This window comes from Dickeya sp. NCPPB 3274 (assembly GCF_000406205.1).
GTDB lineage: Bacteria > Pseudomonadota > Gammaproteobacteria > Enterobacterales > Enterobacteriaceae > Dickeya > Dickeya fangzhongdai.
This window is the reverse complement of the sequence record NZ_CM001979.1, coordinates 679,408-700,741: the sequence shown is the minus strand read 5'-3', so window position 1 is coordinate 700,741 and position 21,334 is coordinate 679,408. Positions and strand designations below refer to the sequence as shown.

At 57.0% G+C, this 21,334-nt stretch carries 20 protein-coding genes, 3 tRNA genes and 1 CRISPR repeat array; of the genes, 14 read left to right on the top strand and 9 right to left on the bottom strand.

Going from position 1 to position 21,334, the window contains the following annotated elements; translation table 11 throughout:
• Positions 1-65 precede the first annotated feature (65 nt).
• Complete coding sequence (locus tag DXX3274_RS03895) at positions 66-959, top strand: LysR family transcriptional regulator (protein WP_042858671.1); 894 nt, start codon at positions 66-68, stop codon at positions 957-959.
• A 128-nt stretch (positions 960-1,087) separates the two neighbouring features.
• Entirely contained in the window at positions 1,088-1,372 is a 285-nt protein-coding gene (locus DXX3274_RS03890) for a DUF1435 domain-containing protein (RefSeq protein ID WP_013316348.1), read from the top strand.
• 117 nt (positions 1,373-1,489) lie between these two features.
• On the opposite strand, the gene DXX3274_RS03885 is transcribed toward DXX3274_RS03890, so the two are convergent.
• The 4 genes from DXX3274_RS03885 to DXX3274_RS03870 all read right to left on the bottom strand — a co-directional run bounded on the left by DXX3274_RS03885 (position 1,490) and on the right by DXX3274_RS03870 (position 2,903).
• Positions 1,490-1,575, bottom strand: a tRNA-Leu gene (locus DXX3274_RS03885).
• Positions 1,576-1,680: 105 nt separating this feature from the next.
• Positions 1,681-1,766: transfer RNA gene (locus tag DXX3274_RS03880), tRNA-Leu, on the bottom strand.
• 32 nt (positions 1,767-1,798) lie between these two features.
• Positions 1,799-1,884: transfer RNA gene (locus tag DXX3274_RS03875), tRNA-Leu, on the bottom strand.
• A gap of 116 nt (positions 1,885-2,000) precedes the next feature.
• Positions 2,001-2,903, bottom strand: coding sequence for a LysR family transcriptional regulator (locus tag DXX3274_RS03870; RefSeq protein ID WP_042858669.1), 903 nt, complete (start codon positions 2,901-2,903; stop codon positions 2,001-2,003).
• A gap of 112 nt (positions 2,904-3,015) precedes the next feature.
• Here DXX3274_RS03870 and DXX3274_RS03865 point away from each other — a divergent pair, with 112 nt between their 5' ends.
• Entirely contained in the window at positions 3,016-4,011 is a 996-nt protein-coding gene (locus DXX3274_RS03865) for an aldo/keto reductase (protein ID WP_042858667.1), read from the top strand.
• A 37-nt stretch (positions 4,012-4,048) separates the two neighbouring features.
• On the opposite strand, the gene rsmC is transcribed toward DXX3274_RS03865, so the two are convergent.
• A complete protein-coding gene (gene rsmC, locus DXX3274_RS03860) occupies positions 4,049-5,077 on the bottom strand; it encodes a 16S rRNA (guanine(1207)-N(2))-methyltransferase RsmC (RefSeq protein WP_042858666.1) in 1,029 nt (342 codons plus the stop codon).
• A gap of 162 nt (positions 5,078-5,239) precedes the next feature.
• Here rsmC and DXX3274_RS03855 point away from each other — a divergent pair, with 162 nt between their 5' ends.
• The 6 genes from DXX3274_RS03855 (at position 5,240) to DXX3274_RS03830 (ending at position 11,987) form a co-directional block, all read left to right on the top strand.
• On the top strand, positions 5,240-5,659 hold the full coding sequence (locus tag DXX3274_RS03855) for a DNA polymerase III subunit psi (protein ID WP_042858664.1): 420 nt from the start codon (positions 5,240-5,242) through the stop codon (positions 5,657-5,659).
• Complete coding sequence (gene rimI, locus DXX3274_RS03850; RefSeq protein WP_042858663.1) at positions 5,628-6,071, top strand: ribosomal protein S18-alanine N-acetyltransferase; 444 nt, start codon at positions 5,628-5,630, stop codon at positions 6,069-6,071. The genes DXX3274_RS03855 and rimI overlap by 32 nt, the downstream gene beginning before the upstream one ends.
• Positions 6,072-6,189: 118 nt before the next feature.
• Positions 6,190-6,729, top strand: a complete 540-nt coding sequence (locus tag DXX3274_RS03845) for a sigma-70 family RNA polymerase sigma factor (RefSeq protein WP_042858662.1) — start codon at positions 6,190-6,192, stop codon at positions 6,727-6,729.
• Positions 6,726-7,709, top strand: coding sequence for a FecR domain-containing protein (locus DXX3274_RS03840; protein WP_042858661.1), 984 nt, complete (start codon positions 6,726-6,728; stop codon positions 7,707-7,709). The genes DXX3274_RS03845 and DXX3274_RS03840 overlap by 4 nt, the downstream gene beginning before the upstream one ends.
• Before the next feature lie 92 nt (positions 7,710-7,801).
• Complete coding sequence (locus tag DXX3274_RS03835; protein ID WP_050569803.1) at positions 7,802-10,270, top strand: TonB-dependent siderophore receptor; 2,469 nt, start codon at positions 7,802-7,804, stop codon at positions 10,268-10,270.
• Positions 10,271-10,304: 34 nt separating this feature from the next.
• A complete protein-coding gene (locus tag DXX3274_RS03830; protein WP_042858659.1) occupies positions 10,305-11,987 on the top strand; it encodes an ABC transporter ATP-binding protein/permease in 1,683 nt (560 codons plus the stop codon).
• Positions 11,988-12,059: 72 nt separating this feature from the next.
• Here DXX3274_RS03830 and deoD read toward each other — a convergent pair whose 3' ends face one another.
• From deoD to deoC, 4 genes are all read right to left on the bottom strand, one after another.
• Entirely contained in the window at positions 12,060-12,785 is a 726-nt protein-coding gene (gene deoD / locus DXX3274_RS03825) for a purine-nucleoside phosphorylase (RefSeq protein WP_038662374.1), read from the bottom strand.
• Positions 12,786-12,906: 121 nt separating this feature from the next.
• Positions 12,907-14,130, bottom strand: a complete 1,224-nt coding sequence (deoB, locus tag DXX3274_RS03820; RefSeq protein ID WP_042858656.1) for a phosphopentomutase — start codon at positions 14,128-14,130, stop codon at positions 12,907-12,909.
• A 238-nt stretch (positions 14,131-14,368) separates the two neighbouring features.
• The gene (deoA, locus tag DXX3274_RS03815; protein ID WP_050569932.1) at positions 14,369-15,745 is read right to left on the bottom strand and encodes a thymidine phosphorylase; all 1,377 of its coding nucleotides are present in this window, start codon (positions 15,743-15,745) and stop codon (positions 14,369-14,371) included.
• 62 nt (positions 15,746-15,807) lie between these two features.
• Positions 15,808-16,587, bottom strand: coding sequence for a deoxyribose-phosphate aldolase (deoC, locus tag DXX3274_RS03810; RefSeq protein ID WP_042858654.1), 780 nt, complete (start codon positions 16,585-16,587; stop codon positions 15,808-15,810).
• Between the two features lie 388 nt (positions 16,588-16,975).
• Between deoC and DXX3274_RS03805 the strand changes: the two genes are divergently transcribed.
• The 5 genes from DXX3274_RS03805 to DXX3274_RS03785 all read left to right on the top strand — a co-directional run bounded on the left by DXX3274_RS03805 (position 16,976) and on the right by DXX3274_RS03785 (position 20,898).
• Positions 16,976-17,938, top strand: coding sequence for a glutathione S-transferase family protein (locus tag DXX3274_RS03805; protein WP_042858652.1), 963 nt, complete (start codon positions 16,976-16,978; stop codon positions 17,936-17,938).
• Positions 17,939-18,120: 182 nt separating this feature from the next.
• On the top strand, positions 18,121-18,954 hold the full coding sequence (locus tag DXX3274_RS03800; protein ID WP_042858651.1) for a transporter substrate-binding domain-containing protein: 834 nt from the start codon (positions 18,121-18,123) through the stop codon (positions 18,952-18,954).
• 16 nt (positions 18,955-18,970) lie between these two features.
• The gene (locus tag DXX3274_RS03795) at positions 18,971-19,708 is read left to right on the top strand and encodes an amino acid ABC transporter permease (protein WP_042858650.1); all 738 of its coding nucleotides are present in this window, start codon (positions 18,971-18,973) and stop codon (positions 19,706-19,708) included.
• Positions 19,701-20,459, top strand: a complete 759-nt coding sequence (locus tag DXX3274_RS03790) for an amino acid ABC transporter ATP-binding protein (protein WP_042858649.1) — start codon at positions 19,701-19,703, stop codon at positions 20,457-20,459. Before DXX3274_RS03795 ends, DXX3274_RS03790 begins: the two co-directional genes overlap by 8 nt.
• Positions 20,460-20,472: 13 nt before the next feature.
• The gene (locus DXX3274_RS03785) at positions 20,473-20,898 is read left to right on the top strand and encodes a GNAT family N-acetyltransferase (protein WP_042858648.1); all 426 of its coding nucleotides are present in this window, start codon (positions 20,473-20,475) and stop codon (positions 20,896-20,898) included.
• A 36-nt stretch (positions 20,899-20,934) separates the two neighbouring features.
• A CRISPR array of direct repeats spans positions 20,935-21,329; the repeat unit is 29 nt; unit sequence CGGTTTATCCCCGCTGGCGCGGGGAACAC.
• Positions 21,330-21,334 lie beyond the last annotated feature (5 nt).

Below are 21,334 nucleotides of genomic sequence, written 5' to 3'. Positions count from 1 at the left end.
AATATTGACCTCCGTCACACCAAAGTTCCAATACAGAGATGTGGCCATTTGGAGATCGAAAATATATGGAATTACGTTACCTGCGCTATTTTGTCGCAGTGGCCTCAACCCGGCATTTCACCCGTGCGGCGGAAATTCTCGGCATATCACAGCCGCCGTTAAGCCAGCAGATTCAAAAACTTGAGCGGGAAATCGGGACGCCGTTGTTCAAGAGGCTGACCCGTGGCGTGGAGATGACGGAAGCTGGCGAAGCGCTGTATCAGGACGCCAGCCATATTCTGGAGCTGGCCGAATCGGCCGTGGAGAGAGTGCGCAGCATCGCCCGCGGGGAGAGCGGCGCGATCAACATCGGCTTCTCCTGTGCAGTGACGTTTCACCCCACGGTGCTGGCGCTGTTGCGCCGTTACCGGCAGCATTATCCCAGCGTTCAACTGCGGCCGCGGGAAGAGCACATCAATGAGATTCTGGAGAGCCTGCGCAACCGCACCACCGACATCGCGTTTGTGCGCCTGCCATGTGATATCGGCGAGGAGTTTGAAGGCGAATTACTGGCGGACGAGCCGATGCGGCTGGTGCTGCCGGAAAACCATCCGTTCAGCGATCAAACGCGAATCAATCTGGGGCAGTTGCGGCAGGAACCGTTGATCATCTTTCCGCGCGAACTCTGTCCCAGTCTGCACGACCTGATTATCCGCGCCTGCTACCTGTCGGGCTACCAGCCCAAAATCAACCCGCTGGCGCCGCATATCACCGCCACCATCAGTATGGTGGCGTCCGGTTTTGGCGTGACCTTTGTCCCCGAATCGCTGGCCAGCATCCAGACCGGCAATGTGACTTATCACGACACCAACACGCCGCATCTCACCACGCAGATTGCGGTTATCTGGCGTAAACATGACCGCTCCGCCACGCTGCTGAACATGCTGCAGCTGGTGCGCGGCTATCTGCACAGCGCCTGATCGTCCTCAGGCATCCAAAAACCTGCCGTCGTTAAACGGCAGGTCATACAAAAATCACGCGGCACCGGTTGTATAGCGGCAAATCTTATATATGATATTAGTTATCATTATCAACAAGAGAAGCCACAATGCTGACCGCCATGATCGCCGCCTGCGGGCTATGGGGAATAAGCTGGTATTTTGGCAAGCGTCTGTCCAGCGCCTGGGGCGTTCTGCTGCCGGCGGCGCTGATGCCGCTGTTGGCCCTGCCGGAGCTAAACCTGACCCATCTGAAGTACATCTGCGCGCTGGCGATGCTGCTCACGTTGAGCATGCTGTTCCATCGCCGTATGCGCCACTATCTGTTGTTGCCGTCCTGCATTGCGCTGGCAGGCGGTCTGGCGGCGCTGTCGCTTACGCTGAAGGGATGGTAACGCCAACCCGAACAGGCATAACCCATTGAATCAGGAAAGAAAAAAGAAAAAAAGAATAGTTATTTTATGATGGGAGTGGATTGCTGTGTTGAAGCAAAAAGATAAGGGTATGGAGAGTGGTGCGAAGAGAGGGACTTGAACCCTCACGTCCGAAGGACACTAACACCTGAAGCTAGCGCGTCTACCAATTCCGCCACCTTCGCACTGTTTACTACGATACTACTTACTACGATACTACTTACTACGATACTACTTACTACGATACTACTTACTACGATACTGCTACTGCATCTTGATTTGCATCCCAGTGGTGCGAAGAGAGGGACTTGAACCCTCACGTCCGAAGGACACTAACACCTGAAGCTAGCGCGTCTACCAATTCCGCCACCTTCGCAGGTACTGTGAAATACAAATCTGTGGTGATTTTGGTGCGAAGAGAGGGACTTGAACCCTCACGTCCGAAGGACACTAACACCTGAAGCTAGCGCGTCTACCAATTCCGCCACCTTCGCAAACCAAGCAACATTACGTCACACAATGTCACCACGGAGGCGAATTCTAGAGATTTTCGCACCAACGTCAATCATTATTTCCATGTCGTTACGGCGTTTGCTGTAAAAAACAGCATTCAGACAAGCGGGGTCTGCTGGAAGCATTGTTGAAGCCACTCAATCACCACCCGGATGCGCGGCGCCAGAAAGCGCCCGGAGGGATACATCACATACAGCGGCATATCGGGCGGCGGTAACTGCGGCAGGATCTCCACCAGTTCCCCGCTCGCCAGCAACGGCGCAAGACCGTAGCGAGGCGCTTGAATAATCCCCATTCCGGCCTGACAGGCGGCGATATAGGCATCGGCACCGTTGATTTCCACCAGACAGGGCAGCGAGCGGGTAATGACTTGCCCCTGCTGCATAAACTCCAGCGGGTAACGCTGCGATGTGCGCAGTGAAAAATAGCTCACCATACGGTGAGACGTCAGCGCCTCCAGCGTGTCGGGCACGCCGTATTCCGCGCAATAAGCCGCGGAAGCGCAGGTTATCTGCGGCAGCGGCGGCAGCGAACGCGCTACCAGCGAATCATCATCCACCTGCCAGGCGCGCAGCACGCAGTCCACGCCTTCGCGCATCACATTAATGGCGGCATCATTGGCGCTCAGCACCAGCGAAATCTGCGGGTAGCGGCGATAAAACGCGGGCAACGACGGGATCACCACCTGCCGGGCCAGCGAATGCGGCATGTCGACCCGCACCCGCCCGCTGGGTTGCTGGCGCTGACGGGAAAACAGCGCGTCCGTTTCCTCAATTTCCGCCAGCAACTGCACGCAGCGCTGATAGTAAAGCAAACCTTCGTCCGTCACCTGCACCTGACGGGTGGTGCGTTGCAACAGACGCACCCCCAGCCGCAGTTCCAGCCGTTTCAGCGTCTGGCTGACGGTCGCCCGCGGCAGCCCCAGCTTTTCCGCCGCCCGGCTAAAGCTTTCCGCTTCCACAATGCGCACAAACACCCGCATCGCCTGAACCTGATCCATCACCGGCTCCATTGTTTGCATTTTACAAACAGTGTTGCATAAAACTGCGAATTTATCTTTTTGATTCAAACAACCACACTAAAAAGCGCGGTTAATAACACGGAGCAACAACATGCAACAGCGAAAACTAGGCCCGCAGGGGCCAACGGTATCTGCACTGGGCCTCGGCTGTATGGGCATGAGCGATTTCTATTCCACCGGGCAGGATGAAAAAGAAGCGGTCGCCACCCTGCACCGGGCGCTGGAACTGGGCGTCACCCTGCTGGATACCGCCGATATGTACGGCCCTCACACCAATGAAATGCTGGTGGGCAAAGCCATCAAAGGCAAACGGGACCAGGTGTTTCTGGCCACCAAGTTTGGCATTCTGCGCGACCCGGCCAACCCGAACCTGCGTGGCGTCTGCGGCCGGCCGGAGTATATCCGTCAGGCGGTCGAAGGCAGTCTGAAACGTCTGGGCGTCGAGGTCATCGATCTTTATTACCAGCACCGCGTCGATCCGGCGGTGCCGATTGAGGACAGCGTCGGCGCGCTGGCCGATCTGGTTAAGGCAGGCAAGATTCGTTATATCGGCCTGAGCGAAGCCTCCGCCGCCACGCTGGAACGCGCGCACCGCGTTCACCCTATCACCGCGCTGCAAAGCGAATACTCATTGTGGACGCGGGATGTGGAAGCGGAGATTCTGCCCGTCTGCCGCCGTCTGGGCATCGGCTTTGTGCCTTACAGCCCGCTGGGACGTGGTTTTCTGACCGGCGCCATCAAACGACGGGACGATCTGGCCGCGGACGACTTCCGACGCGCCAACCCGCGCTTCAGCGACGAAAACCTGGCTAAAAACCTGCAGCTGGTGGACAAAATCACGCAGTTGGCGCAGGAAAAAGCGGTAACGCCATCACAGCTGGCGCTGGCCTGGGTGCTGGCGCAGGGCGAGCACATCGTACCGATTCCCGGCACCAAACGCCGTCGCTATCTGGAGGAAAATGTCGGCGCGCTGTCGGTTTCATTGACGCCGCGCGAGCTGGATGACATTAACGCCATCTTCCCGCCGGAGATCGCCGCAGGCGCGCGCTACGGACAGGAAGGCATGGCGACGCTCGATAACGCCTAAGCGTCGCATCGCGCCCGGCGAAAGCCGGGCGGCTCAGTTAACGTTTTTTATTGCGGCGCAGCACTGCGCGGTAAACGCGGAAACGACCGGTCTGGGCGATAACTTCATGGCTGCCGAAGGTTTCGTCCAGCAGCGCCGGGTACGGCAGGAAAGCGTTGGCGACAATGCGCAATTCGCCTTCCATGTTCAGGTGCGAGGCAGCACCGCGAATCATCACTTCCGCCGCGTGCAGGCTGGTCTGCATGCCGTCATGGAACGGCGGGTTGGAGATAATGAGGTCAAAACGCCCCTGAATATCCGAGTACGCGTTGCTGGCGATCACCTGCCCTTCCAGGCCGTTGGCCGCAAGCGTCGACCGGCTCGCTTCCAGCGCGGCGGCGCCGACATCGCTGAGCGTCAGGCGGATTTTCGGCGATATGCGGGCAAACGACGCCGCCAGCACCCCAGCGCCGCAGGCGAGATCCAGCACCTTGCCCTTGCGATGCGGCTCCAGCGTCGAAAGCAGCAACTGGCTGCCGGTGTCCAGCCCCTCGCGGCTGAATACGCCCGGCAACGTGTGTACCGGCACGCCATCCACGTCATACTCCAGCCACCAGTCCTCCAGTGCAAAAGCAGACTGTGCTTCCAGACGACCGTGATACAGGCCGCAACGGCGAGCGCTGTCGATCTTGTTGATGGCGGCGATCGGCTCCAGAATGCCTTCGGCGCTGCGTACCCCGCTACGGTTCTCGCCGACGACGAAAATATCGCAGCCCACCGGCAACAGCGACAGCAGGTTGGACAGTTGGAACTGCGCTTCCTGTTTGCTTTTCGGCCAGTAGTAGATCAGGGTATCGCACCCGGCTACGGTTTCCGCCTGCGCCAGCAGCGAGAAATGCACGTTGTCGCCCAGTACGGGCTGCAACTGCTGCCAGTGATGATACTGCGTGGTGTGCACGGTGACGGCGGCTGCGTCAAAATGAGCGGGCAGCGTATCTTGCAGATCGCCGGCAAACAGCACCCGGCGGGAAACAAATTCATCACTGTGGCGCAGTATCACTTCACTGGCGGGGGTTAATGCTGACATCAGGTCTGGCTCCTCAATAAACTGAGCGAGGATTATAGTGGTTTGTTGGCGCATGTTCAGCGATTTGTTAGCATAGCGCCGCACAATCGTGCGCCACTATTATTTATCGCGATGATCGTATCGCGGTTATCGTATCGCGGTTATCGCGCGCGGAGTTAAGGCATGACATCAAGACGGGACTGGCTGTTGCAGCAACTGGGGATCACCCAGTGGACTTTGCGTCGTCCGTCGGTGCTGAAAGGCGAAATCGCCGTCAGTCTGCCGCCCGATGCCCGGCTGCTGATCATCGCCGATCCGCTGCCCGCCAGCGACGATCCGCTATTGCAGGATGTGGTGCGCAGCCTGAATCTCGCCCCGCAGCAAATAGTCAGCCTGACGCCGCGTCAGGCGCAGATGCTGCCGGAACACACTCGCTGCCACAGCTGGTGGCTTGGGCAGCCCGCCGCCGACCCGTTGGCGTTGGACGGCGTGCAACTGACCAGCCCGGCCCTGGCCGAGCTTTATCACAACGCCGGGGCGAAACGCGCCCTGTGGCAACAGATTTGTCACCATGAACATGATTTCCACCCTGACCACGGCTGACCTGCCGCGGGCGTTTGAGATTGAATGCTTAAGCCACGCCTTCCCGTGGAGCGAAAAAACCTTCATCAGCAATCAGGGCGAGCGTTACCTCAACCTGAAACTGTGCCATGACCAGCAGTTGGTGGCCTACGCCATCACCCAGGTGGTGCTGGATGAAGCCACGCTGTTCAACATCGCCGTCGCCCCCGACCATCAGCGCCACGGTTACGGGCGTCAGTTGCTGGAACACCTGATCGCCGAGCTGGAGCGCAGCGATGTGGTGACGCTGTGGCTGGAAGTACGCGCCTCCAACGCGCGCGCCATCGCGCTGTATCAAAGCATGGGATTCAACGAAGTGTCGGTGCGGCGGGATTATTACCCGACCACCGGCGGCCGGGAAGACGCCATTATCATGGCGCTGCCGCTGGGCTGACGGCGTGCTTTTTCCATCAGTCCGACCGTTTCCTTTCGGTTGTCAATAATTTGAAATGGAAATCATTCTCAATTAATATGCGGCGATATTTTGCGCTTTCCGTTTTCAGGAACCCGTTATGTCCGCCGTCAACACCGCCAGCCCTTGCGACCTTCAGCAGCTTTATCAGCAGCACCACGGCTGGCTGCAGGGGCTGCTGCGCAAACGGCTGGGCAACCTGTGCGACGCCGCCGATCTGGCGCACGACATTTTCGTACAGTTGCTGACCCGCCCGCGTCACTTCGACAGCCATGAAGGCGCGCGCGCCTACCTCAGCGTGATGGCGCAGGGCCTGTGCGTCGACCTGTGGCGTCGCCGGGCGCTGGAACAGGCCTGGCGGCAGTCACTGAGCGACTGCGAGCAAGTGTATGCGCTGTCTGCCGAGCAACACACCATCATTCTGGAAACCTTGTATCAGGTCGACGCCATGTTGCGTCAGTTGCCGGACAACGTGCGCGTCGCCTTTATCCTGTCGCAGATTCAGGGGCAGACCTACGCGCAGATCGCCATCACGCTCGGCGTCAGTGAGCGGATGGTGAAAAAATACATGGCGCAGGCGATGCTGCACTGCATCCTGCTGGAAGCGGAGCATCACGGCCATGAGGCGATGCAGCGTTGAACCGACAGGCGCCGGCGTCGCCACCGGATTATCAGGCGCTGCAACAGGCGGCCGACTGGTACGCCCAACTGCTGGATTCCGCCCACGACAGCGAGCTGCATGCCCGCTGGCAACAGTGGCTGTCGGCAAGCGACGCGCACCGTCTGGCCTGGCAGTATGTGGAAACCGTCAGCCAACGCTTTCAGCCGTTGCGCGGCGACGTCACGCCGTTGACGGCGCAGACGCTGCTGCAACCGTCTACACCGCTCACCCGCCGCCATACCCTGCGCCTTGGCGCACTGCTTGCCACCGGCTCGCTGCTGTCCTGGCTGACCTGGCGCCACACGCCGGTGCGCGAAAGCCTGCTGGCGCTGACAGCCGACTACCGCACCGGCACCGGCGAAATCCGCGATTTTACACTCAGCGACGGCACCCGGCTCTGGCTTGATACCGCATCCGCGCTTGATGTCCGCTACACCGATACCCGTCGCCAGTTGAACCTGATCGCCGGCGAAGCGCTGATCGACACCGCCGCCGACAAGCGGCGACCGCTGTTTGTCGCCAGCCGGGAAGGCAGCATGCAGGCGCTCGGCACCCGTTTCAGCGTGCGTCAGTTGGCAGACAGCACCCAACTGACCGTATACGCCGGCAGCGTGGCGGTCACGCCGCGGCAGACAGGCCCGCTGCGCCAGATCGACGCCGGTCGACAGTGGCGATTTGACGCCAGCGGCGCCGGGTTCGAAACACGCATCAGCGCGCAGGATGCCGACTGGCGTCAGGGAATGCTGCACGCCAGCGACACCCCGCTGGGCGACGTGGTGGCGCGGCTGGCCCGCTACCGCCACGGTCATCTGGCCTGTGCGCCGAATGTCGCCGCGCTGCGCGTGGTCGGCACTTTCCCGCTGATGGATACCGATCAGGCGCTCGCCATGCTGAGCCGGGTGCTGCCGGTGCGCATCCACCGCCGTTTCGACTGGTGGATCACCGTCGAACCTGCCTGAAAAAATTATCGCCCGCCGGTTCCCTTTTTGCGCCGCTCGTTCGATTCCTACTAAAAGCACGCTCTTTTACTCTGGGATACAAGGCATTCATCATGACATTCACTACACCTGCTCGCGCTGGCCTGCGCCAGATTATCCGCCCACAAAAACCGCTGGTCGTCGCGCTGCGCCTCGCCCTGCTCAGCCTGTCGCTGCCGTACGTCGTTCCAGCCAGCGCCGCGCAGGAAAGCCCGGCGACGCGCCATTACACGCTCGCCGCCGGTCCGCTTGGCAACCAGTTGAACCAGCTCGCCGGGCAGGCCGGCATCTATCTCGCCGCCGACGCCAACCTGACGCAGGGGCTGAGCGGCCCGGCGTTGCAGGGCGATTACACGGTGGATGAGGCGCTACGCCGCCTGCTGACCGGCAGCGGACTGACGGCATCGCGCCAGGCGGATGGCAGCTACGTGTTGAGAAAGCCGGCGGACGGCGAGGAAATGTACGTTATCCGCCAACCCAGCCTGAACGGCCCGACCGAAGACACCGGCGCCTACACCACCCGCAATCTGAGCACCGCCACCCGGATGACGCTTTCGCCGCGCGAAACGCCGCAATCGGTCAGCGTGGTCACCCGCCAGCAGATGGACGACCAGCACATGACTTCGCTGGAAGACGCGATGGCCGTATCCACCGGCGTCACCGTGGTGAAAGAGAGTTCGTATCAGACCCGCTTCCAGTCCCGTGGCTTCATGATGGATAACGTGCAGGAAGACGGCTCCGGCAGCTCGTTCCAGAACAGCGTATCGGGCATGGGCTCGGCGGAATCCTCCAGCGAGTCGCCCGATCTGGCGATCTACGATCGACTGGAAATTCTGCGCGGCGCGTCCGGGCTGTTGCAGGGCAACGGCGAGCCGGGCGGCACCGTCAATCTGGTGCGCAAGAAACCCACCTACGATTTTCGCAGCACGCTCAGCACCAGCGCAGGTAGTTGGGATCATTACCGTCAGGAAGCGGATGTGTCCGGCCCACTCAATAGCGACGGTTCGCTGCGCGGCCGTTTTGTCGGCGTCACCCAGAAAAAAGACAGCTTTGTCAACGAGGTACACAGCGAACGCCATGTCATGTACGGTACGCTGGCCTATGATCTCACCAGCGACACCACCGTCACCACCGGCGTCAACTGGCAGAAAACCCGCACCGTGCCGGATCTCTATGGCGTACCGATGTCCACTGATTACGCCAGCCTGAACCTGCCGCGATCTACCTTTCTGGGCGCCAGCTGGAACCGGATCACCTTCGAGAAAATCAACGCGTTCGCCGAACTGGAACACCGCTTCAGCAGCGACTGGACGCTGAAAAGCGCGCTCAACTATACCCACTCCACCGCCGTCGGGCGCTTTACCGGTATTTTCGGCAACGGCACCAGCGGCGTCGGCAGCAGCGGCACCGGGCGACTCAACAACATGCTGGCGCGGGATAATCAGGCCGATCAATGGAGCTATAACCTGACGCTCAACGGGCCGTTCGAACTGCTCGGACGTCGCCATGAGCTGGTGGTGGGCGGCGATTACCAGAAAGAAAACTTCGACAACCTGTTCGGCCGGGTGATCAACACCAACGTCGTGAACGTGTATGACTGGAACCCCGACGCACTGGCGGAACCCGCCTGGCCCGCCTACAGCAACAATTACACCTACGATCTCTACCAGCGCGGCCTGTTCACCACCGCCCGCTTTACGCTGGCGGACGACTGGAAGCTGATTGTCGGCACCCGCTACAGCAACTTCAGCTATACCAACAATTTGCGTAATCTCAGCAGCGGCTCCGCCACCCAGACCCACTTTAAAGCCAACGAACAATGGACGCCGTACGGCGGCCTGCTGTGGGACTTCGCCGATCACTACACCTGGTATCTGAGCTACGCCGATATCTACAAGCCACAGGAAAATATCGACAACCGCGGCAATCTGCTGCCCGCCGTCACCGGGAAAAACTACGAGACCGGGGTGAAAGGCGAATTCTTCGACGGCGCGCTGAACACCTCGGCAGCGCTATTCCGCATCGTGCAGGAAAATCGGGCAGTCGAAGATATCGACTGTCAGGTTTCCACCACCTGTTACCGCGCCGACGGCAAGGTGGAAAGCCAGGGAATGGAACTGGAAGCGGCCGGCAAACTGGCGACGGGCTGGCAGTTGTCCGCCGGCTATACGCTGACCAACAGCAAATACCTGAAATCCGACGAGAGCACGCAGGGGCGCCGCTACAGCCTCAATACGCCGCAGCATCAGTTCAAGCTCTACACCAGCTATCAGTTGCCCGGCAGCCTGAATCAATGGACGGTAGGCGCCGGGCTGACCGCGCAAACCGACACCACCACCAGCCGGGGGGTGACGCAGGGAGGTTATACGCTGCTCAACGCTAACGTGAACTACCAGTACAACTCGCATCTCAGCTTCAACCTGGCCGGGTATAACCTGACCGACAAGGTGTACTACGTGAACGTGTCGAACCGTCATCGCGGCGGCAACAACTTCTACGGCGACCCGCGCAATGTGATGCTAACCGCCAAATGGGCCTTCTGATGGCGGCGATAAACCGTTGGCGCCGGAGGGAGCCATGACCAGCCTGCGGCGTTTCTGCCAGCTAGCCGCGCCGCTGTGGCTAAGCCGCGGCGCGTTATGGTTATGGCTGCTGTTGTTTGCGGTTATCGGTCTGACGCTGTCGGTAGTGTGGATCAGCGTACAGTACAACAACTGGAGCAAAGCCTTCTACGATGCGCTGGCCGACTACTTCCGCCATGCGTCGATCCGCGCGCTGGCGCTGAGCTATCTCGGCTACACCGCGCTGTTTGTCGCCGTGGTGGTGTGCGGCAACTGGCTGAAAAAACTGCTGATGCTACGCTGGCGCGAACAGATGACGCGGCAGTTCGAACAGCAATGGTTGCAGCGCCACGCGCACTATCGGCTACAGTTGATGCCCGACGGCGCCCCGGATCACCCCGACCAGCGCATCGCCGAGGATATCCGCCTGCTGACGGAACAGAGCCTGACGCTGCTGCTGTCGTTGCTGAAAAACACCGCCCGGTTGTTCTCCTTCCTTGCCATCCTGTGGCAAATCTCCGGCGTGCAGACCATCACGCTGGGCGACTGGCGCCTGACCGTGCCGGGGTATCTGGTCTGGATTGCGCTGGGGTATGCGCTTTTCGGCAGCGCTGTCACACACTGGCTCGGCGCGCCGCTGCACCGCGTCAATGCCCGGCTACAACAGGTGGAAGCCGGCTATCGCGGCACGCTGTTGCGTATCCACGACCACAGCGAGCAAATCGCGTTTTATCAGGGACAAACGGCGGAACGCCAGCGGATGCAACGGCACTTCGGCGCTATCGTCGCCAACGCCTTTCAACTGATGGGACGCGAGTTTCGGCTGGAAAGCTTCACCACCAGCTACTTCCGCCTGAGCCTGATTATTCCGGTGTTCGCGGTGCTGCCGCTCTACCTGCTGCAACAGATCTCGCTGGGCGCCATCATGCAGGCGCGCGCCGCCTTTGGCTACGTGCTGGACGCCTTTGGCTGGTTCATCGACAGCTACCGGGAACTGGCACGCTGGTCGGCTACCGTCGGCCGATTGTGGGAACTGCAACAACAGTTGCAGCAGTTGCCGCCCTGCCCGACGCCGCAGCGCCGGGGCGAGGCGCTTATCGCCGATCGCCTGCAACTGCGCGATCCACAAGGGCATGCCTTACTGGAGCCGGTGTCGCTATGCCTGCAACCGGCCAACTGGTGCCAGTTGCAGGGCGCGAGCGGCAGCGGCAAAACCACCCTGCTGCGGGCGCTGGCCGGGTTATGGCCGTTCAGCGCCGGACCGGTGATCCACCCCGCCGGCGAAGTGCTGTTCTTGCCGCAAAAACCCTATCTGCCGCAGGGAACGCTACGTCAGCTGTTGAGCTATCCGTCGCCGCACACGCCGCACGATGATCAGTTGCAGGCTGTACTGCAACAGGTGCAGTTACCTCATCTCGTCCCGTTGCTGGACTGCGAGCACCCCTGGTCGATGCGTCTGTCCGGCGGCGAGCAACAGCGGCTGTCGCTGGCGCGCGCCTTGTTACAAAAACCGGCGTTGTTGTGTCTGGATGAAGCCACCAGCCAGTTGGACGATGACAGCGCGTATCTGCTAATGCGGGAATTGCGTCATCAGTTGCCGCACGCCATCGTGCTGGCGGTGACGCATCAAACGGTGCTGGCGGAGCTGTTCGATACCACGCTGACCACGACGACAGCCGGGCGGGCGAACGCAGCCTGAGCGACAGGAAAAAATATCGGAAGGAAATAAACCCAAGAAAGCGGCCCGAAGAATATCGGGCCGCCAGAGGGATTAGGCGTCTGCTTTATCGCCCAGCAGCACCGATTCGAGCGCGATCTCGATCATCTCGTTGAAGGTGGTCTGACGCTCGGCCGCAGTGGTCTGCTCGTGGGTACGGATATGGTCGGACACGGTGCAGATAGCCAGCGCTTTAGCGCCAAACTCCGCCGCCACGCCGTAGATACCGGCCGCTTCCATTTCCACGCCCAGAATGCCGTATTTTTCCATCACGTCGAACATCTGCGGGTCCGGGGTGTAGAACAGATCGGCGGAGAACAGGTTGCCGACGCGGGCGTTGATGCCGCGCGCTTTGGCTGCGTCCACCGCATGACGCAGCAGATCGAAATCGGCAATCGCCGAGAAGTCGTGATCTTTAAAGCGCATCCGGTTCACTTTGGAATCGGTGCAGGCGCCCATGCCGATCACCACGTCACGCAGTTTCACGTCGGCACGCACCGCGCCGCAGGAGCCGACGCGGATAATTTTCTTCACGCCGTATTCGGTGATCAGCTCTTTGGTGTAAATGGAACAGGACGGAATACCCATGCCGTGGCCCATTACGGAGATGCGGCGACCTTTGTAAGTGCCGGTGAAACCCAGCATGCCGCGCACATTGTTCACTTCCACCGCATTTTCCAGAAAGGTTTCCGCGATGTATTTGGCGCGCAGCGGGTCACCCGGCATCAGCACCACGTCCGCGAAGTCACCCATTTCTGCATTGATATGTGGCGTAGCCATCCTTTTTCTTCCTTCTTAAATTCAGTGTGAAATCATGATGATGATAAATTATAGCGTCCGTCGCCGGTCCGTGTCACAGCATTGACCTGTAACCGCATTGACCTATCACAACATCGGCCTATCACAACATCGGCGTGCCGTAATCCATCGGCGACAGCCCGAAGTAGCGGGCGACCGTCTGGCCGATATCAGCAAACGTAGTGCGATGACCGCGGTCGCCCGGCGCTACGCCCGGCCCGTAAATCAGCACCGGCACGTGTTCACGGGTGTGGTCGGTGCCCGGCCAGCTCGGGTCGCAGCCGTGGTCGGCGGTCAGGATCAGGATATCGTCGCCCGTCACGCGCGCCAGCATCTCCGGCAGGCGGCGGTCAAACAGCTCCAGCGCCGCCGCATAGCCTGGCACATCACGGCGGTGGCCGTAGGACGAGTCGAAATCGACAAAATTGGTGAACACGATGGTGTCGTCGCCCGCCTGCTCCATCTCTTTCAAGGTGGCGTCAAACAGCGCATCAATGCCGGTGGCTTTCACCTTTTTGGTGATGCCGACGTTGGCGTAGATATCGGCGATTTTACCCACTGACACCACGGTGCCATTTTTCTCATCCACCAGCTTTTTCAGCATGGTCGGTGCCGGCGGCTCGACCGCCAGATCGTGGCGGTTGCCGGTGCGCTGGAACTGACCCGCTTTGTCGCCGACGAACGGACGAGCGATCACCCGGCCGATGTTGTAACCGCCGTCGGTCAGCTCTTCGCGGGCGATTTCACACAGCTCGTACAGTTTCTCCAGCCCGAAGGTTTCTTCATGGCAGGCGATCTGAAATACCGAGTCCGCCGAGGTATAGAAAATCGGTTTGCCGGTTTTCATGTGTTCCTCGCCGAGCTGGTCGAGGATCACGGTGCCGGAGGAATGGCAGTTGCCGAGATAACCCGGCAGCCCGGCGCGTTCGACCAGTCGGTCCAGCAGCGCCTGCGGGAAACTGTTGTGTTCGTCAAGGAAATAGCCCCAGTCGAACAGCACCGGCACCCCGGCGATTTCCCAGTGGCCGGACGGCGTGTCCTTGCCGGAGGAAATTTCGCTGGCATACGCGTACGCGCCGATGATATCGGCCTGTTCATCCAGTCCCGGCGGGAACTGCCCGGTGGAACCTTCCGCCGCCTTACCCAGCCCCAGACGGCTCAGGTTCGGCAGCCGCAGCGGCCCTTGTCGGCCGACATCGGCCTTGCCTTGTGCGCAGGCTTGTGCGATATGGCCCAGCGTATCTGAACCTGCGTCGCCAAACCGTTCGGCATCAGCGGCGCTGCCAATCCCGAACGAGTCGAGAACCATAATAAATGCACGTTTCATGTTGTTATCTCCTGCGTCGTGCGTAAGGCACAGCTTATACGTAAAACGTAAAGCATCGGTGTACGTAAGGCCGGGCGGCGACAATGCGGTTATACCCGTCATACTTCAAGTTGCAGGTGTGTTGGCTGCGTTCGTTCACCCGAATCACTTACCTGAGTAAGCTCATCGGGATTCACTCACTTGCCGCGTTACAAGGCTCACATGAGCCTTGCCCTGAAGGGCCAACGCTTCGCGTTGTTCAAAACGCAATACGTTTTGTCCTGCAACTCGAATTATTTTGGGTATAGATGTCCGCAGCGTCCAGACGACGATAAATCAACGGACAAGGCGCAGGCGGTTGATCATCAAGGCGAATCGCCTCGCGCAGCGCCTGCGCGGCCAGTTGCCAGTCCGACTCGGTTCTGGCGTGGACAACCGCCAGCGGACGCTGCGCATCCACCCGATCACCCAGACTGACCATGTCGCTCAGCCCAACACTGTGATCAATGATATCACTGGCCTGACGTCGACCACCACCCAACGCCACCACCACCATACCCAACGCACGCGCATCCATCGCGCTGACAAAGCCGTCGCGCTCGGCGAATACCGGTTTACTGAGCGTGGCCGGCGACAGATAGCGATCGTAATGTTCGACAAAATCCGCCGGGCCGTGCTGGGCCGACACCATACGGCCAAAGACTTCCGCCGCCCGGCCGTTGTCCAGCACCGACTGTAATTTCGCCCGTGCCTCGGCGGCATCGCGCGCCAGATGACCCGCCAGCAGCATGGATTCGCACAGCGCCATCGTCACCTCGAACAAACGCGGGTTACGCTGTTCGCCGGTCAGAAAGCGCACCGCTTCGCGCACTTCCAGCGCGTTACCGGCGCTGGAAGCCAGCACCTGACTCATGTCGGTCAACAGCGCGCTGGTGCGACAACCGGCATTATTGGCCACGCCGACAATCGCCTGCGCCAGTTGCTCCGACTGTTCATAGGTCGGCATAAACGCGCCGGAGCCGACTTTGACGTCCATCACCAGCGCGTCCAGCCCTTCCGCCAGCTTTTTCGCCAGAATCGAGGCGGTGATCAGCGGGATGGAATCGACCGTGGCGGTGATATCGCGGGTGGCGTAAAAACGCTTGTCCGCCGGCGCCAGAGAATTGGTCTGCCCGATAATCGCCACCCCAACCTGACGGATGATCTGCCGGAAGACGTCATCCTCCGGGAAGATGTCCAGCCCCGGAATCGACTCCAGCTTGTCCAGCGTACCGCCGGTGTGGCCCAGACCGCGGCCGGAAATCATCGGCACATAGCCGCCGCAGGCCGCCACCATCGGCCCCAGCATCAGCGAGGTGACATCGCCGACGCCGCCGGTCGAGTGCTTGTCCACCAGCGGGCCGTTCAGGTTCAGCCCTGACCAGTCCAGCACCGTGCCGGAATCGCGCATCGCCAGCGTCAGCGCCACCCGTTCATCCATGTTCATATCGTGAAAGAAGATGGTCATCGCCAGCGCGGCGATCTGCCCTTCCGACACGGTGTTATCGCGCACACCGTTGATGAAAAAGCGAATTTCCTCCGCACTGAGCGGATGTCCGTCGCGTTTTTTGCGGATAATTTCCTGAATCAGAAACAAGGTGCGTTCTCCTGCATAATCCATGAGTACCGATGTATCGCGCCCGTCAGGCGCGAACCGCATCAGTAGCCGCTGCGCGCCTGCCCGGCGGCGTGGCCCAGCGTGGTCAACAGGCTACCGAGCAAGCCGGACGCGCCGAATCGGAAATGGCGGGCGTCCGCCCAGCCGTCGCCCATGATAGTGTCGGCAAGTTGCAGATAATGCGCGGCATCTTCCGCCGTGCGCACGCCGCCGGCCGGTTTAAAACCGACGCGCTCGCCCACGCCCTTATCGCGGATCACGCTCAGCATCACTTCGGCGGAATGCAGCGTGGCATTCACCGCCACTTTGCCGGTAGAGGTTTTGATGAAATCCGCCCCGGCGTCGATGGCAATCTCGCTGGCTTCGCGAATCAGTTCATCGCTTTTCAGCTCGCCGGTTTCAATAATCACTTTCAGCAGCACGCCCGCCGCGGCACAGGCCGCCTTACAGGCTTTCACCAACTCGAAACCGACCTGACGGTTGCCGGCCATCAGCGCCCGATAGGGGAACACCACGTCCACGTCGTCGGCGCCGTAAGCGATAGCCGCATTGGTTTCCGCCAGCGCAATGTCAATGTCGTCGTTGCCGTGCGGGAAATTGGTCACGGTAGCGATGCGGACATCCGGCGTGCCTTGCTCGCGCAGCACCTTGCGCGCCAACGGCACAAAACGCGGGTAGATACAAATGGCGGCGGTTTTTCCCGCCGGGCTGTTCGCCTGACGACACAGGGCAATCACCTTCTCATCGGTATCGTCGTCATTCAGGGTGGTTAAATCCATCAGTCCCAGCGCGCGTTGCGCCGCCGCAGTCAAATCACTCATACAACACTCCCGCTCTCAGCCACACTATTGCGCTTCCGGGCATTTCACCCTGATAACGCACTCTGTTATGTGATTTTATTCACACCAAAAAGAAATCTTACACACATAAATCACCATCAATGTGAATATTATCACACAAAAAGGGACAATACGGCGAGTGCATGCACCCGCGACTCAAAAGTTCGTGTCTCGCTCTTATTCAATGCAGCGTGAAGGCGAGAGTGCGATACCACTGCAACCTGAATTATGTTGGTCTTATTTAGACTAAGCATATCCACTTTCCTCATTTAACTTTAATTTTCGTCAAGCGCATAATAAAAAATAAATAATCAAGTTATAGAAGCAACCTTTACGTTATTTTAAAACATCATTAACAAGGATATATATTATGAGCACAACCCTGGTGGAAAAAGGACGTATTGCCACCTCTGAAGAGGCCCATGAAATTTCACAGAATGGTGCGTTTGTCCGGCAAAAAAATCGTTTCACTACTCCGTTCGGCAATAACCCAGGAGAATTACCGGTAGAAAAAGATCGTTATCGTTTATTATGGGCTGCCGTTTGCCCCTGGGCGCATCGTGCGGTCATTGTCAGAAAATTGCTGGGTCTGGAAGAGGTGATCAGCCTTGGTGCGGCTAATCCTGTCAGAACCGAACAGGGTTGGGAATTTTCATTAGATGAAGGCGGCGTTGATCCAGTATTAGGCATTCGTTATTTACCAGAAATTTATGCCAAAAGTGATAAGAATTACACCGGCCGCGCTACTGTACCGACTATCGTAGATATAAAAAAAGGCATTGTAGTGAATAATGACTATTTTAAACTAACACATTATTTTGAAGTCGCCTTCAAAGAATTCCATAAACCGGACGCACCGGATCTTTACCCAGAAGCATTACGCGAAGATATCGATGCATTTAATGAAAGGCTGTTCCACGACGTCAATAATGGTGTCTATAAAGCAGGATTTGCCCATTCCCAGAGCGCGTATGAACAAGCCTGGCATACGTTGTTTCAACGTCTGGACGAGTTGGAAGCGCGTTTATCTACACAACGTTATGTGTTTGGTGACAACATTACCGATTCCGATATTCGTTTATACGTTACACTGGCGCGATTTGATGTGGCTTATTACAGCGTCTTTCGTGCCAACCGCAACCGCTTGATCGATTTCCCCAACCTATGGGGTTACGCACGCGATTTATACCAAACGCCAGGATTTGGCGATACCACTGATTTTGAAGCCATTAAGCGTGGTTATCATCTGGGCGACACCAGTTTCAACCCCTATCAGATATTGGCGAAAGGGCCTGATGTGTCAATTTGGCACACTCCCCACCACCGGGCTTGATATTCATACTTATACCCAAAGCAATTCGCGCGACAGGAAAAAACGTTTACGTGTTGAATAGTGCAAGGCGCTGGCCCTTCCAGGTTCAAGGATTATTATCACCTTATAACACAGCAACCAGACAAATCGCCGGAAACTGATATCTACATTTATTTATAATGCCCATTGACAGGAAAATAAAAATGAAAACGCGCAACACACAGCAAACGCTCTCCACTTACTTTCTTCTGGGGATGGTAACCGTTACCGCTGGTTATAGCGTAATGAATAAAGCGCAGGCCGCCACAGAACAGACTATTGTTATCGCCACCAGTGCCGACCCGCGCCCATTTACCTATTTCGACAAAAACAATCAGCTTGCCGGATATGATATTGACGTCGCTAAAGCCATCTTTGAAAATCTGCCGCAATATAAAATTTCTTTTGTCACCACTGAATTTACATCCATTCTGGCGGGGCTGGATGCCGGGCGTTTTCAGCTTGGCGCCAACAACTTCGCAGAGAATAAGGAAAGAAAAGAAAAATACTTATTTTCTCAGCCTATTTTCGAAAACCAATTTGTTATCGCCACGAATGAAAAGAACAATAACATCCAAAACTTTAACGACCTGCTGGGGAAAACCACGGAGGTCAACCCAGGGGTTAACTTCACCACGGCATTGGAGAAACTAAATCTTCAACATAAAGACAACCCGGTGAAATTACAGTACACAGAAGCGGAACAGTTAACTGTATTGCAAAATCTGGAAAGCGGAAAGGCGGATTTTGTCTTGATTGATAAATCCATGCTGGAGCAATATATCAGAGAATACCATCTAAAATTGAAGGTAACGCCACTGAGTAAAGAAGACAGTAGTTTAATCGGCAGCCCTTATAGTTACTTTCTGATTTCAAAAAATGCCGAAGGTGAAAAAATAACAAACGATATCAACACTCAAATAAAAAAATTAAGTGCCGACGGAACCTTGTCAAAAATAAGCATTAAATATTTTGACGGGGACTACGCACCGAAGTAAAAAGGAATAATGTTGAATGCCGAACATATTTGATATAAATCTTGTCTTCACTCTCATCCCGGCGTTACTGGAGTATTTGCCAGTAACGCTGGCTATCACAGCCATTTCCATGATTATAGGGGTAATACTGGGATTCATCATTGCATCTATCCGCATCAAAAAAATATTTTTCCTTGATCAGCTCGCCAGCATATTTGTCTCTTTTATCCGTGGAACACCACTGATTGTTCAGCTGTATCTCTCTTACTATGGTCTTCCCATTTTACTGAAATATTATAATTACTACCATCAGACGGATTATACCGTTAACAGCATCCCCTCGATCTTATTTGTTCTGCTGGCATTTTCACTCAATGAAGCGGCTTATAACTCAGAAAGTATCCGTGCCGCCATCTTATCGGTAGATAAAAAACAGATAGAAGCAGCACAATCTCTGGGCATGACGCCGCTTCAGGTATTATGGCGGGTTACCATTCCGGAAGCGTTTGTCGTCGCGTTACCCACTCTTGGCAATACATTGATTAGCCTGTTGAAAGGCACATCACTGGCGTTTGTTTGCTCAGTGATAGAGTTAACAGCCAGGGGGAAAATCCTCGCCAGCAGTAGTTATCGCTATTTCGAGGTGTATATTTCCCTTGCGCTTATTTATTGGGCATTAACCATTATTATTGAGAAAACCATTGGGGTAATCGAAAAAAGGGTCACCGTACCGGATACACCACTGATAAAACCAGAGAAAAAACGTCATGTTTGAAATTAACCATTTGTCGAAAAAATTTCACCACAACATTATTTTGGATGATATCTCGTTGACAATACAAAAAGGTGACGTTGTGGCCATCATTGGTTCTTCCGGAGCGGGGAAATCAACACTGCTCCGTTGTATTAATCTATTAGAACAACCCGAGTCCGGGGAAATTACGATTGATGGCACCGCCTTCAACCTTACTCATCCTCGTCGCCGGGATATAATCAGACTACGAAAAAATACCGCAATGGTTTTCCAACAGTTCAGTTTGTTTCAACACAAAACTGCACTGGAAAATGTCATGGAAGGGTTATTGATCGTCAAAAAATACCCCAAAGAAAAGGCAAGGAAGATAGCCTACCAGCAGCTAAAAAAAGTCGGGTTACCCGACAGGGTGGATTATTATCCCAGGCAGCTATCAGGTGGACAGCAACAGCGGGTGGGGATCGCCAGAGCACTGGCGATGGAACCGCAACTGCTACTGCTAGACGAACCGACCTCCGCCCTGGATCCCGAACTGATTGATGAAGTACTGGATGTCATCAGGCAAGCCGCGCGCGAGGGGAATACCATGCTTATCGTCTCTCATGAAATGGACTTTGTACGTCAAGTCGCCAATCGCGTCCTGTTTCTGGATAAAGGAAAAGTCATTGAGGATGGCACAGCACAGCAGGTTTTCGAACACCCGAAAATGGAAAGAACCAGAGAATTTCTGTCACGCTATTATAAGCGTTATGAACCGGAATATTCGATCTGACACGAGCTTCCCGATGACGATTAGAATAGAAACCACCACCAATAATATCCCCTGGCAGAGTGTTGCCGATCTGCTGGCATTTTACGGTTTAAGCGAAGACGCCGCCGCCGTGCAGGAAAAGATCTTCAAGAACAGTTTTTCTGTCGTGTTCCTGTTCGATCAGAATACCCTTATCGGCGTAGGTCGTACTCTCTCTGACGGCGTTTGCCAGGCGGCCATATACAATGTCGCGCTGGACAAACGCTACCACGGGCAAGGGCTGGGCAGGGTGATTATCCAGTCACTGATTGATACCGTAGCGCAATGCAACATCATCTTATACACCCACCCCGACACGGTCGGCCTTTATGAACATTTCGGTTTCAGGAAAATGAAAACCGGCATGGCCAAATACCGTGACGAAACCCTGGCGGAACTGGCAGCAATGGCATTTATTTAATGCTGCACCAGCCTTCTTTTCTCCAGTCTGCCGATCTGGTTTATCCCCGCTGGCGCGGGGAACACCACTGTCTGGGCCTGCAACATCGCGCCGATGTCGGTTTATCCCCGCTGGCGCGGGGAACACCCGATATCACTCATCGTGTTTTTTACCATCGACGGTTTATCCCCGCTGGCGCGGGGAACACTAGAAGCTGTTCCACTTGATTTCGCCTTCGAGCGGTTTATCCCCGCTGGCGCGGGGAAAACTGCTTTACCGGAGCTTGTTTTGATATAGAAACCGGTTTATCCCCGCTGGCGCGGGGAACACGAAACAGCATTAAACGCCATATCCACCGTGGCCGGTTTATCCCCGCTGGCGCGGGGAACACGCCGAGTACGAAATCAATGGTCCTGGCCGTCCCGGTTTATCCCCGCTGGCGCGGGGAACACATATG